Consider the following 14,002-nt stretch of genomic DNA (forward strand, 5'->3'; position numbering starts at 1 on the left):
ACTGCCTGCATAGAGAACATGAAAACATAGAATTAATCATAGTTAGCCTAATAAAAATACAGCTAAATAATGTCAACTCTTAAGAAAAATTTAAGAAATCTCCTCGCAATTCTTTAAGAAATGCACTTTATAGTAAAAGCATCTAATAATTACTAATGATCGGGGAGAAAATTTATGCAATTAATAACATTCCTTACTGAATTTATAAAACATCCAAAAACTATAGGTGCGATTTCGCCTAGTTCAAAAAAACTAGCCAAAAAAATGGTCGAAACAATTTGTTTTAAAAATGCCCAATGCATTGTTGAACTAGGTCCGGGTACTGGTTCATTTACTAAAGAATTAATAAAAAGAAAAGAACGGTCAACAAAGTTAATTCTTATTGAAAATAATGAGATTTTTTATGAAAAGCTACGTGAACAATTTGAACATGAGCCGAGTATAATCTTAATACATGGATCTGCTGAGGATATATGCAAATATATGTCAGCATTAAATATCAGAAAAATTGATTATGTCGTATCGGGGTTACCTTTTACGTCTTTGGATCCTGTCGTTTCCTCACGTATTTTACGAAATGTAAAGGAATGCTTAGAAGAAGGAAAATTTATTACATTCCAATATTCACTTGTTAGGAAATCCTTTATCCAAAACTATTTTGAGGATATTACACATGAAAAAGTATGGATTAACCTTCCACCTGCCTATGTGCTGAGCTGCAAACTTGGAAAAGTGAGGGCTGTTTAATGGGATTACAGGATTTAGTATCATATATCGAGCAATATGGTTATTTCGCTTTATTTTTTAGCTTATGGTTAGGAATCGTGGGTATGCCCCTTCCTGATGAGATGATCGTTATGAGCGGCGGCTTTATGTCTTCATTAGATAAAATGAGTGTGTTGAAAGCTTTTGTAATAACATATCTTGGTGCAGTTTCAGGACTTTCCCTAGGATTTATCCTTGGTAAAGTGTTTGGCCATAAAATACTTGATAAATTGGTGAAAAAGAACAAGGCTAAATATTTATTGAAGTCAAAAGAATTAATAGATAGATACGGGCATTTTGCTTTAGTTATAAGCTATTTCATACCAATTGTGAGACATATACTTCCATACTTGGTGGGTATGAACAACATGTCGTTTAAAAAATACGCTTTGTATTACTACACAGCAGGTTTTGTTTGGACATCGATTTACTTTACGCTTGGTTTGTTCTTTGGAAAACATATCGAAAATATTTCAATATTAGCAACAAAATACGGTATATATTTTGGTGTTTTCGTCTGTATTGTGGGGTGTTTTTATTATTTTTATAGACGAAAATTAAAGACGGTATTGTAGGATGTTTTTATTATTTTTATATACGAAAAATAAAAAAATAGTTAAAATTAGGAACTGTATTGTATGCAAAGTGGTTGTTTGGAGTGGAGATTGGACGCCCTAGGAAAGAGCCCAGTCGGAGCGGGAATCGAATCCATGTAATGATGCTGGTTCTGATTAACACATTTAATATATTTTGAAATTGGTGGGATTAGATGAGTAAAGAAACGATACTAATAGTTGATGATGAAAAAGAGATTAGAAATCTTATTGCAATTTATTTAAAAAATGAAGGCTATGGTGTTTTAGAAGCAAGTGATGGAGAGGAAGGCCTAACTCTTTTAAAGAAGCATCAAGTACATTTAATTGTCCTAGATATTATGATGCCGAACGTGGATGGCATTGAAATGTGTATGAAGGTAAGGGAAATAGCCGAGATGCCAATTATTATGTTGTCAGCAAAGTCTCAGGACATGGATAAGATCGTTGGATTATCATTAGGGGCAGATGATTATGTAACAAAGCCATTTAATCCATTAGAGCTGATTGCACGTATAAAATCTCAGCTTCGTAGATATATCAAAATGAATCGATTAGATAGGATGAATGAAAATGAGATAGAAATTGCTGATATGCGAATCAATAGAGACACGCATGAAGTAATCGTCAACAATGAAAAAGTGAAGCTTACGCCAAGGGAGTTTTCAATTCTTGAATTATTTGCAAGAAATCAAGGCATTGTGATGAGTGCTGAGCAAATTTATGAAAAGGTTTGGAAGGAAGAGGCTATTCAGTCTGAAAATACGGTAATGGTACATATTCGTAAAATTCGAGAAAGAATTGAGACAAACCCGAGAAATCCTCAATATATTAAAACAGTATGGGGAGTAGGTTATAAAATTGAGAAAGATCATTAAGCCATTCAAATATTTACTAAGCAAACTTAAAATACTTATAATGAGTGCTATAACAAAAGTTAGGGAAAGCATTAGAATCCAACTTTTAACAACTTTTATTCTTTGTGTATTTCTCGGTTTACTTGTGGCACGAGCTACTCTACCGTATGTTGGGAATTCAATACCTACCATTGACTACAGTGGAGATATGCAGCGAATAAATTTTCAAGCACAGCAAGCGGCAGATTTGGCTGTTAGTGAAAATAGTGTCGAAACTATACTGCAAATGATTGAAGCAGAAAATGAAAAACTGAAATTGGCAGAACAAGCGTTGAAAGTGTTAGTTACCGATGAGCACGGGAAAGTTTTGTATAAAACAAAGCAAGCGGAAGAGGAACAAATTGATGTACATAATAAGATTCGTCATGTAATGGATTTTGCAATCAATTATCCACTCTATAATTTTAATTATGATATACCTGCAGTCGAGCAATCGCAGAAAGAAATTATTGCCTTTTATCCAATAACTATAGAAGATGAAAATTTATATTTGTTTGTAAGTGGTATTCCATCAGGCGTACTTATTAAAAGCATTACAGAGGGTCCTGTTCCTGTATTGATTGGATTTGCTGTTTTCACTCTTTCGTTCCTTTATTTAACAAAAAGAAAAATGAAACAAATTGAGTCGCTGGCAAAGGGGGTAAAGGAAATCGCAAAAGGAGATTTATCCTATCGAATTGAGAAAAAGGGAATAGATGAAATCGCTTTATTAACAGAGAATGTTAATCATATGGCCGAAGCAATTATGACAAATATAGAGATGGAACGAAGGATTGAAAAACAAAAAAATGAATTAATTACAAATGTTTCACACGACCTCCGGACACCTCTTACCTCAATTATGGGCTATTTACGATTGTTAAGAGATGAAAGGTATGACACGAAGGAGCAATATGATGAGTATTTAAAGATTGCTTTCTCAAAATCCGAACAGTTAAAAAACCTGATTGAGGATTTGTTTGAATATACGAAACTAACGAATGATAGCATTGTCCTTGGGCAACAAGATATATGTATCAATGAACTTCTCGATCAGTTAATTGAAGAGTTGATTCCGCAAGCAGAGGAAAACCATCGTACGTTCAATAAAAATTTCTCAGAGGAGCGGATTTTTGCTACAGTAGATTCTGAAAAAATTGTCAGGGTCTTTGATAATTTATTAATGAATGCCATTAAATATAGTACAGGTGGCGGCGAGATTTTTGTTTCTCTTGAAAGAAAAGAAGATCATGTTCAAATCTGTTTTGCAAATGAAAGTAATGAATTTACATCCGAAGAGCTAATGAGCTTATTTGAGCGATTTTATAAAAAAGATCAATCTAGAACAAGTGTAGCAGAAGGTTCAGGACTTGGACTTGCTATTGCTAAAAGCATTGTAGAATTACATGGTGGTAAAATTGACGCAAAGTATACGGATGGTATGCTTCAGTTTATCATCGAGCTACCTGTTACAACTTTATAAAATTAGAAAGGTAGCATTTAATAGAGCTACCTTTTTTCATGGGTGATTTAGTTGCTCAATAGTGAGAATATGATTGGCATTTGAGTGGGGAAGAATCTTTTGTAAGTGCATTAAAATATTTTTGTCCTTAATAATAATTTGAATTTCTGTATAGCTATATTGTTGTTGGACTTCTTGAACATATTCAGTAATTTTCAATAAATGAAGTGGGTCTTGCATTTCTATTTCTACAAAAAAAGGCAGTGTTAATTGGTGTAAACTTAAGCAACCTCGACGAATCCAAATCGCTTCATTGACGTAATAACGGATGGGTAATTGACGATTACTTGCAATAAATAAGTCCATTTATTTCTCCTTTTTATATCTTCGTTAAAAGCGATGGATAGTCCGCCTCAAAGCGTGGATAGCCCCGTCAAAAAGATGGATAGCCCGCCTCAAAGCGATGGATAGAACCCTCAAAAAAATGGAAGCCCTGCCTCAAAGTGACGGATAGCCCGCCTCAAAACGCGGATAGCCCCGTCAAAAAGATGGATAGCCCGCCTCAAAGCGATGGATAGAACCCTCAAAAAGACGGATAGCCCTCTTCAAACCGAAGGATATTCGTATGCATCAATCGTCTCTAGAAAATATTTTAGCGCAGGTGATTGTACTTCGTCATTGCGATAAATAAACCAGGTCGGGATTTGAGCCTGCTTTGTTGCTAGTATGTGCAGCGACAGTGACTGAGTATCCATATATTTTTGAGCGATTGCACGAGGCAATAATGTTACACCTAGCCCAGCAGCAACGCAGCCAATGATTCCGTCGAGAGTGCCAAATTCCATACGCTTTTGTGGTTGAACACCGTCTTCACGCAACCAATGCTCCCAAATAGCTCTATATGAGCAGCCGTGAGGAAAAGTAATAAATGTGCTGTCCTCTAAATCTCGCTGGCTATCAATTCGTTTATGCTTGCTAGATGTGATGACAACAAGCTCCTCATAAACAAATTCCTTAGCAAGGATATTTTCTTTATAAACGGGTCCATTTACAAACGCACCATCCAGTTCATAGTTTTCTAACCGTTCAATATTTTGTTTGGATGGACTTGTCAATATAGTGATATCCACCTGATCATGTGCTTTATGGAAAGTAGTTAACAAGGTAGGTAAATGTAGTGCCGCAGTCGTTTCCATTGAACCGATACGTAAAAGCCCTCTATTTTCCTCTGTATCTTGAAGTATTTCAAAGGATTTTTCATAGAGAAGTAGCATTTTTAATACTATTTCATAAAATTGTTCTCCTTTTAGAGTCAATCGGATACCTCGATGTCCTCGATAAAAGAAGGTTGTTTGATACGTGGCCTCAAGATTTTGTATTTTCATAGAGATGTTGGATTGGGTGTAATTAAGTTCTGCAGCAGCCTTGGAGAAGCTACCTGTTTGCACGACTGTCCGAAAAATTAAGAGATCATTAATATTCATATATTCCCTCCAACCATCAATTTATTTGATATCTATTATAACGAATTCGGGCTATTTGTGATATCTGAATTTTCGTTATAGTGAGAGGGAGGGGGGGAAATATGCACAAGCACACAGTTCAATATTTAGTAGGTGGCATTTTTTCACTAGTCATTGCTATGAGTATTGGTCGTTTTTCCTATACGGTGATATTGCCGTATATGCAAGATACTTTTGCCTTTAGTCGTGCCACAGCTGGTTTTCTAGCAACGAGTAATTATTTAGGATACTTAGTAGGGGCATTAGTGGCTGGTCGCTTACAAATCGGGGATAAACGTATTCCTTTTTTACAAATAGCTCTCGTTATTAGTATTTTGACAACGGCTATGATGGGCCTTACAGATGCTATTATCGCATGGTATGTACTTCGTTTTATTTCAGGTGTAATGAGTGCGTTTATCTTTGTAGTTGCTGCTAGCCTTGTACTCGATCAGTTAGCTAGGAATGGCAAATCGCATTTATCAGGGCTTTTTTATAGCGGGGTAGGTACAGGAATTGCCTTAAGTGCGGTTATCGTGTCACCCATACATTCAATGTTTGATTGGAATGGAACATGGATTGCTTTGGCGTTATTTAGTGTCATATTGCTTGTATTCGTCGTATTGTTCATAAAACCAGTTACTCAACAATATACACAACAGAAGCCAAGTCAAACAGTAGCATCGCAAAAAGTCCCACCTACGACATGGATGAAGTGGCTCATTTTAGCTTATAGCTTTGAGGGCCTTGGCTATATTGTCACGGGAACATTTATCGTGTCAATTGCAAAAGAATCTACGAACTTTCATGGTGATGCTAGCTTTTTATGGTTTGTTGTCGGGATTGCAGCGATGCCATCCTGCATTGTTTCTTCTAAGCTGGCACAGCGATACGGCTATGTGAGAACATTATTGATTTCTATGATGTTTCAAGGGCTAGGCATTATTTTACCCGCATTTGCGACAAATACGATGACACTCTACACTAGTGCTTTTATTTTTGGAGCAACCTTTATGGGAATTACAACTGTGGCCACAACATTAGCGAGACAAATATTGCCAGTGAACAGTCATCGAATATTAGGTTATCTAACAGCTGGTTATGCTTTGGGACAAATGTTAGGCCCTTCGCTTGCAGGGGCATTAGCTAATTATACGAATAGCTATCAGTATGCACTATCTGGAGCAACAACCATTGTTGTAGTTGGAGCTTTATGTCTAATTAGTGGATTAAAATATGAAAAAGAGAAAGTCGGAGAGCTGGATGCCATAAGTGAATATAGAAGAAAGCCAAGTTAATTTCAGGAGCACTTTAACAATGCTAAAAAATACCTCTTTATTTACGTCCAAAGAGGTATTTTTTTATAAGAACAATTAAGCAAATTTAATAAAGAATTACTTATCCAATTACGTCAATACTAGAAGTTATATCTGGTTGTAAAAAGGGGACATATTTATGAAGAAAATTATGCTGCTTACATTATTGCTTCTCTTTGTAATTAACTTTAGTCCAATATTTGTTCACGCAAAAGAGAACCAGAAAGAAGACTTAATGAAAATCGTTAGTAGATTTATGCCTGCGAACTCATCACTTATAAGTCCTGAAAATCCTTTCTCCACACTGCCAATTCAACTCTATGACTTTGACCATGATGGACAGAAAGAAATAATATTTACTTTTAAAGTTAAAGCAAAAAATCAGCCATCTTCTTCTCAGTTTGGATCAATAGTGCTAAAAAAACACAATATGAGTTGGCAAAAGGTTTGGGAAACTAAAATTCAAGGAGTCGATTTAGATTTTTCAGGTTTGGTAGATATTACTGGCGATGGTACAAAAGAATATTTATTCGGTGTGACAATTGGTGCAGTAATAGGAAGTGAACTTCAAGTATTCCAATGGATTAATAACTCATTCCAAAAGATTGCGGATATTCCATATCATAAAATTGACTTTGTAAATGGAGAACAAAAAGTTGGTCTAGCAGTTTGGCAAATGTATATTGGTGAAAGTTATTTAGTCGAAGTACTAAAATGGAATGGTGAAAAGCTGGCTTATAATGAAGAGCTATATAGCAAATACTATCCAATCATCGAAACGTTTTATAAAGAAAAAATTTCAGAAATGGATGCCTGGTTTTATTGGTATTACCTTGCAGATGCCCAAATCAAAGCACATAAATTTGAAGAGGCATCTAAATCGATTCAAAAGGGAATATCGTTAGTTAAAAAATCATCAATGAGAGAAATAATCCAAGACTTTAATGATTTAACTGAAAGGCTGGAGAACATGAGAAAATAAAAGAAAGCTTAATAACACTGGCCATTAGAAATCTTTTCTTCTAAAGTAATTTTAGCTCTATCTTATATTTCTCCAATCGCATATGGTTTTGAGATTTTAAAAGGTGTGACGATTAATGCTAGTTCTTATATAGAGTTATTACAGCCTTTAAGCCTACTATTATTTATGACAGTCGTATTTATGGGCATTGGAATTAGTGTCTTTTCTTGCGAAAAGTTAGCTATTTTCCGTATTAGACCTGTTTAAGTTCTCTTAACCCATCGTATGTATCTTCAACTTTAAATTTAGTCATAAAAAATACTGCAGCCCAATTGTTACATATCTAACGATTGGGCTGCAGTTTGTGAACGACTTACTTTCTGACCTTTTATTTAGTGGATATCACGTTTTTTGAAGTTACCACCACGTACCTCTGATACATCAGAAATAACAACAAAGGCACCTTCATCGATGTCTTTAATAATCGACACAAGTTTATTTTCTTCCATACGGTTAATGACACAGTTTAATATATCAGTGGGTTCATTGGAGAAACCTCCACGCCCTTTTGTATATGTAACACCACGTCCTAAACGAGCTTGAATCGCATCACCAATCTCATCTGATTTTGCACTGACAACACGAACATCTTTTGATTTTTCTAAACCTGTTTGAATAACATCGATAACGTTTTTCGCAATATAGTATGTTAAAACTGAGTATAATGCGCTTTCTAAGCCAAAAATAAAGCTTGCTCCTAAGAAAATAAAGGCATTTATAAATAATATAATATCCCCGACTGAAAACGGAATCTTACGTGATAGTAATACGGCTAAAATCTCAGATCCATCTAAAGCGCCACCGTTACGTAAGACAATCCCAATCCCAACACCAAGTAATATACCACCAGATAAAACAATTAATAGTGGATCATTTGGACCTAAAATTGTTTTAACATCATGCATAAGTACTGTGGAAATAGATAGAGCTGCTATCCCAGCACTACTCATCAATGCAAAAGTTTTACCAATTTGTTTGTAGCCGATAAAAATAAATGGAATGTTTAATACAAAGAGGAGCGCACCTAACGGAAGATCAAAGAGGTGTGCTCCCATAATACTAATACCCGTCACGCCACCATCAATGACATCGTTCGGTATTAATACCGCTTCTAGTCCATATGCTGCGATGATGGCGCCAATTATAATCATGATAAATTTTCGTGTGTTTTCAACTGTCTTTCTTCTTTTCATAAATCTTCTCCATTTCTTTACGTAAAAATATTACTTAAGGTTTTGGAATAATATTTATAGCAATTGTTTTTGTTTCAGTCTCAGTCTCTTTGCTTGAGTCGGCCATATTATAGTATTTAATTATTAAATCGTTTAATTCATTTTCAAAGCTCATAAATTGATCAGTCGTTAATGTCAAATCAATAAATGAAAAAGTTGCTAAATCTGCAAGTCTTTCTTCTCCATCAAGTAAATTTAAATAATTTTGATATTGAGATAGTAAAGCTAATTGATAGTTGGAAACATAATTTAATTTTTGTTTGATCGTTAGTTGTGTCCAATCCTCCTGACTAAGTTTTTCTGCTCCTTCATTTAATGCATAAAATTTTTCTGTAACAGAACGTACTTTTCGCTCTTTCACAATTTTTATGATGTTTTCATCCATTAAAATTTGGATGTGACGATACAAAGTAGCTTGAGGAACATCCTTTATGATAGAAATCATCTCCAAAGTACTTAAGCCTTCTTCTTTATCGTGCATAAGAGCTTGTAAAATTTTCATTCTCACAGGGTGCATTAAAACCTCTGCTTTATTCCGCATAAAAACGATCCTCCTATCAGATGGAATCAAGGGAAGCACAATCAAATGTTATCAATATGAGAACATTATCAATAAATATACTATATATTTTTTTTACAGATGTACAGTAGAAAGGTAATGAAATTTTTTACATCTTCTGTTATCATTATCAATAATGATAATGAATGGAGGTTTTAAGAATGAAATTACACTATGGTTTTGATGAGTTAAGCCAACTGGATTGGGCAAGCATACTTCCAATCATTTTGCCATTTTTATTCGTAGGATTTGTTCTAATCATTGTTGCTTTATTCGATCTATATCGTCACCGACATATGCGGGAAAACATACTGATGTGGACAATTATTATTTTGTTCTTTAATTCAATTGGTTCCGTTCTATACTTCATTATTGGTAGGAAGGATGTAAATAAACATGCGCTTAGAAATTAAAAATATTACGAAAAACTTTAAACAAAAAACAGCCGTGAATGATTTTTCAATGATCATTGATTCCAATGAGTGTGTCGGATTAATTGGACCAAATGGAGCGGGGAAATCCACGTTAATTCAAATCATTGCCGACATTCTGAATGCCGACAAAGGAGAAATACTTCTTGATGGTCAAAAGATTTCATCTATGAGAAATCAAATTGGTTACTTACCTCAGTATCCTAATTTTTTCTCATGGATGACAGCATTTGAAACATTGTCCTTTATGGGAACACTTTCAGGCTTATCAAAAAATGAATTACAGAAAGAAATTCCATTACTTTTAGAAAAGGTAGGCTTAGGGAAAGAAGCACATATTCATGTTGGGACATTTTCAGGCGGTATGAAACAACGCCTTGGCATTGCACAAGCGTTGTTGCATAAGCCAGCCTTAATGATTATGGATGAACCGGTTTCAGCGCTAGATCCAATAGGGAGAAGAGAAGTGTTAAATCTATTAAAAGAGATAAAAAAAGAAACGACAGTTTTAATATCAACGCATATATTGAGCGATGCGGAGGAAGTTTGTGAGCGCTTTGTAATGATTAAAGATGGTCACAAAATAGAAGATGCTACAAAAGCAGAGTTACTTCAGCGCCATCAAGAATCCGCTATCTTTGTAATGATTCGCAAGGAAGATTTTCAGTGGTTAACAACGCTTGAACAATTATCTTATGTAAAGAAAATCGAAAGCTGTGGAAATGGCTTCAAAATACACGTTGAAAATATAGAAACAGATGCTAATCGATTAATACAGAACGGACTGGATTCAAAAGTGATATTTACTAAATTTGAAATGGGTATTCAAGACAATCTAGAAGAAATATTTTTAGAATTGGTGGTGTAAGTGAATGAATGCTTTTATCGAATTAAGCAAAAAAGAAGTACATCAAATGGCAAGGGAGTTTAAAATATTGTGGCTCCCAATTGTATTTATTTTACTAGGACTAACACAACCGATTATGATGTATTATTTACCTGTTATTTTACAATCAGCTGGTGGTGTTCAAGGTATAATAATTGATCCCACGATGGCAAAGCCTGTGGGACAGGAGGTACTTGCCTCAACATTAAATTCACAGTTTGATCAGCTAGGCATTATTATTCTAGTCGTTGCCACTATGAGTATTATCCAAGGAGAGAAAGCAAATGGCATGATGGCATTTATCCTAACAAGACCAGTATCGATATCTTCTTATTTAAATAGTAAAATCATAATCCATTATATTTTGGCTGTTATATGTTTAGCTCTTGGTTATGCAGTATCCTATGGCTATTCAGCGTATCTATTTACTACTGTTCCTTTGACACAAGCTATATGGGCTTTTGCATTTTATTGTGTTTGGCTGTTATTCATTATAACGTTTGTTGCGATGATGAGTACATTTTTTAAAAGTACTGCATTTATTGCACTAATAAGTATCGTTAGTCTATTAATATGTCGTTTTATCACTGGGCTACATCCAGTAATAGATGTTGTTAATCCTGCTAGTAATAGTATGTATGCAACAAATATTCTAATGTCGGGTGATATGGGGTCTTGGTATGGCATCAATATTGTAGTAACACTGCTGTTAGTTTTATTGATGATCGTTACGATGCAAAGTTTTATTGCGAAAAAGAAATTTTAACTTCTTTCAGCAAATGTTTTTTGTGCGAAAGCGAAGCGACAGCAACAAGATGTTTTCTGTGCGAAAGCGAAGCGACAGCAACAAGATGTTTTCTGTGCGAAAGCGAAGCGACAGCAACAAGATGTTTTCTGTGCGAAAGCGAAGCGACAGCAACAAGATGTTTTCTGTGCGAAAGCGACAGATACAGATGTCTCCCGCCACTTTATGGAGTGATGAATACGGTTTTAAGTCTCTTTTCCAGTAGGTGTTCAAATATTAGGTGGTATAAATGATATGGGATGAGGTGATGAAATTGTTATCGATACAAAATTTACAGAAATCATATGGACAGCATGAGGTTTTAAAGGGTGTAGAGTTAAAAATAGAAAAGGGAGAAATACAGGGGTTTGTTGGTGGGAATGGTGCAGGTAAAACAACGACATTAAATTGTATTGCTGGATTAGTAGAACAGAATTGCGGAAAAATAATGATTAATAATGTTGTGAAATCACAGTCACTTGAATATAAAAAGCAATTTTATTATATACCTGATACGATTCATGTATTTCCAAATATAGCTGCATATGATTGGATACATTTCGTTTTGAAACTATATGAAAAAACTGATGATGAAAAACTACAAAAATTCATTAACATCTTTGGCATGGAAAAAAGTATTTATAAACCGATGGGAACGTATTCTTATGGAATGCTTCATAAGATCGCGTTGATTACTGCTTTTACAATAAGTCCGCCTATCCTTATTATGGATGAGCCGATAAATGGCCTAGATCCACTAGCTGTCGTTGCTTTTAAAAATTGTATGAAAGAGTACGTTGAAAAGGGTGGAACCGTTCTCTTTTCTACTCATCTGTTAGATGTTGCTGAGAAAATTTGTAAATCAATTTCGTTTTTAAAAGATGGAAAGATTGTCTTGCATGATCGTGTTGAGAATTTGCTAGTCGATGGGAACTTAGAGACTATTTTTATGGAGAAACAAGCAAATGAAGGATAATATCCAATTAATCAAATTCTTTTTAACATCTTTTTATGCAAAGCCAAAGCAGCCAGTTATTCAAGTACTCCTATTGATTGCATTTATTTATGTAGCCACTCAGTATTTTGTGCTTACTCTAATTATTTATTTTATAGCGACCCCAGAGGAGTATTTATTTTACAATATACTTCTTTCAAATGGTGTGACGTATATATTGATTTCATTTTTTGCTATTTCGGTAGTGTTTAGTCAAAGTGATTTTGCTATATTTGCTCATTTGCCCATTTCTGCGAAGCGGGTTGTAATGTCAAAAATAATAAGTGGAGTAGCTTTTCCGTTGATGTTAGTAAGTATTCTATCAATACCGACGTTTTTCATATTACTGATAGAGTTTAAGCTAGTTGTCGCAGTAAAATCAATTGCATTATTACTTATCATGAATGTTTTGATTGTACTGTTCCTTCTATTTTTATTATCCATTTTGAATCATTATCGCAGTGTATTTATCAATACATTCGTGTATTTGCTTGTTAGGATGACTCTTATATTTGGTATTGGAATAAGCCCAATATTGTACTTTCTAATAAAAAATTATCATGAAATCAGCAATGTTTTAGCGAAATTAGATGCTTCAACAATATCATCCTTAAGTGCTTCAATTTCAGATTTTTTCGATTTAGGTTATCGTTTTGCAATGCAACGATCATTGGTGAAGACGCTTTTGCCATTGACTACTACAAAAAGTTTGATGTATTTCATCTTAGTATTCGCTCTATGTTATTTATTGTTTAAAGTAACTATAAAAATGATTGCGTCTAAGTATTATGAACATGGCTTGCTTGTAAGTAGAATAGAAAAAACGACCAAAGTTTGGGGGAGAGATATTCAAAGTAGTTTACTCAATTATTTGCAACGTGAATATTGGATTATCCAGTCTGAACCATACTTTAAAATGCAAGCTATTTTAGGGATTATTTTAACGCCAATTTGTACAATCATTTTTTTAACTTTACGGACGAACATTTTAAAGGCTGAATGGGTTGATAACAATGAATCTTTTCTTTTTGTCTATATGGTTTTGTTCATGAGTTGTATGAACAATATTAGTGGGACTCCCTATTCAAGAGAGGGGAAATACTATGCATCTAGTATGACGTTGCCATTTGATCCACAAAAAATTTACATGGCAAAAGTTATGATTTCATCATGCATCGGCACAATATCGGCTGTAATAAGCTATATCATTTACATGCTATTTGGTAGAGGCGATATTATCACGGGACTAAATTTATTGATTACATTACTATTAGTCATTACGTATAATTTATTGTCCCCGCTTTATGATAGAAGGCATCCATTACTTGAATGGTCTAATCCATCTGAAGCAATAAAATCAAATCCTACAGTATTAATAAGCCTGTTATATGGATTACCATTATTGATTGTTGTTGCGCTTCTTCATTTCTGCTTGCTTACTTTTAATATTTCTCCATGGATTACAGCCGTCATTGTTTTGATTATTGTAACTCTATGCATGATTGCATTAATTTATAAAATATTTGATACAAAGAATATGAAAGGATACGTAAACAATTGA

15 protein-coding genes are annotated in these 14,002 nt (G+C 34.3%); 11 read left to right on the forward strand and 4 right to left on the reverse strand.

Translation table 11 applies throughout. The features are described 5' to 3' along the window. Positions 1-174: 174 nt before the first annotated feature. The 4 genes from ACFVT8_RS12695 to ACFVT8_RS12710 all read left to right on the forward strand — a co-directional run bounded on the left by ACFVT8_RS12695 (position 175) and on the right by ACFVT8_RS12710 (position 3,737). Positions 175-747, forward strand: coding sequence for a class I SAM-dependent methyltransferase (locus ACFVT8_RS12695; protein WP_387080564.1), 573 nt, complete (start codon positions 175-177; stop codon positions 745-747). Continuing rightward, positions 747-1,340, forward strand: coding sequence for a DedA family protein (locus tag ACFVT8_RS12700; RefSeq protein WP_387080566.1), 594 nt, complete (start codon positions 747-749; stop codon positions 1,338-1,340). Before ACFVT8_RS12695 ends, ACFVT8_RS12700 begins: the two co-directional genes overlap by 1 nt. Positions 1,341-1,534: 194 nt before the next feature. Beyond that, positions 1,535-2,236, forward strand: coding sequence for a response regulator transcription factor (locus tag ACFVT8_RS12705; RefSeq protein ID WP_387080569.1), 702 nt, complete (start codon positions 1,535-1,537; stop codon positions 2,234-2,236). After that, positions 2,220-3,737, forward strand: a complete 1,518-nt coding sequence (locus ACFVT8_RS12710; protein ID WP_387080572.1) for a sensor histidine kinase — start codon at positions 2,220-2,222, stop codon at positions 3,735-3,737. The genes ACFVT8_RS12705 and ACFVT8_RS12710 overlap by 17 nt, the downstream gene beginning before the upstream one ends. 36 nt (positions 3,738-3,773) lie before the next feature. Here ACFVT8_RS12710 and ACFVT8_RS12715 read toward each other — a convergent pair whose 3' ends face one another. Beyond that, positions 3,774-4,082, reverse strand: a complete 309-nt coding sequence (locus tag ACFVT8_RS12715) for a hypothetical protein (protein ID WP_387080575.1) — start codon at positions 4,080-4,082, stop codon at positions 3,774-3,776. A gap of 239 nt (positions 4,083-4,321) precedes the next feature. After that, entirely contained in the window at positions 4,322-5,200 is an 879-nt protein-coding gene (locus ACFVT8_RS12720) for a LysR family transcriptional regulator (protein ID WP_387080577.1), read from the reverse strand. Between the two features lie 101 nt (positions 5,201-5,301). Here ACFVT8_RS12720 and ACFVT8_RS12725 point away from each other — a divergent pair, with 101 nt between their 5' ends. Together ACFVT8_RS12725 and ACFVT8_RS12730 are read left to right on the forward strand one after the other, a co-directional pair. Further along, entirely contained in the window at positions 5,302-6,516 is a 1,215-nt protein-coding gene (locus tag ACFVT8_RS12725) for a YbfB/YjiJ family MFS transporter (RefSeq protein WP_387080580.1), read from the forward strand. Between the two features lie 157 nt (positions 6,517-6,673). After that, positions 6,674-7,516: a hypothetical protein gene (locus tag ACFVT8_RS12730; RefSeq protein WP_387080582.1), complete on the forward strand. Its 843-nt coding sequence runs from the start codon at positions 6,674-6,676 to the stop codon at positions 7,514-7,516. A gap of 371 nt (positions 7,517-7,887) precedes the next feature. Here ACFVT8_RS12730 and ACFVT8_RS12735 read toward each other — a convergent pair whose 3' ends face one another. Continuing rightward, entirely contained in the window at positions 7,888-8,748 is an 861-nt protein-coding gene (locus tag ACFVT8_RS12735; protein ID WP_387080584.1) for a YitT family protein, read from the reverse strand. A gap of 34 nt (positions 8,749-8,782) precedes the next feature. Beyond that, entirely contained in the window at positions 8,783-9,328 is a 546-nt protein-coding gene (locus tag ACFVT8_RS12740) for a helix-turn-helix domain-containing protein (protein WP_387080587.1), read from the reverse strand. 179 nt (positions 9,329-9,507) lie between these two features. Between ACFVT8_RS12740 and ACFVT8_RS12745 the strand changes: the two genes are divergently transcribed. The 5 genes from ACFVT8_RS12745 (at position 9,508) to ACFVT8_RS12765 (ending at position 14,002) form a co-directional block, all read left to right on the forward strand. Then, positions 9,508-9,759, forward strand: a complete 252-nt coding sequence (locus tag ACFVT8_RS12745) for a PLD nuclease N-terminal domain-containing protein (protein WP_387080590.1) — start codon at positions 9,508-9,510, stop codon at positions 9,757-9,759. Continuing rightward, a complete protein-coding gene (locus tag ACFVT8_RS12750) occupies positions 9,743-10,645 on the forward strand; it encodes an ABC transporter ATP-binding protein (protein WP_387080592.1) in 903 nt (300 codons plus the stop codon). The genes ACFVT8_RS12745 and ACFVT8_RS12750 overlap by 17 nt, the downstream gene beginning before the upstream one ends. Before the next feature lie 4 nt (positions 10,646-10,649). After that, complete coding sequence (locus ACFVT8_RS12755) at positions 10,650-11,429, forward strand: ABC transporter permease (protein ID WP_387080594.1); 780 nt, start codon at positions 10,650-10,652, stop codon at positions 11,427-11,429. 268 nt (positions 11,430-11,697) lie between these two features. After that, positions 11,698-12,423, forward strand: a complete 726-nt coding sequence (locus ACFVT8_RS12760; protein ID WP_387080597.1) for an ABC transporter ATP-binding protein — start codon at positions 11,698-11,700, stop codon at positions 12,421-12,423. Then, on the forward strand, positions 12,413-14,002 hold the full coding sequence (locus ACFVT8_RS12765) for a hypothetical protein (protein WP_387080600.1): 1,590 nt from the start codon (positions 12,413-12,415) through the stop codon (positions 14,000-14,002). Before ACFVT8_RS12760 ends, ACFVT8_RS12765 begins: the two co-directional genes overlap by 11 nt.

It is taken from the genome of Lysinibacillus sp. NPDC058147 (genome assembly GCF_042884205.1).
In the GTDB taxonomy this organism is placed as follows: Bacteria; Bacillota; Bacilli; order Bacillales_A; family Planococcaceae; genus Lysinibacillus.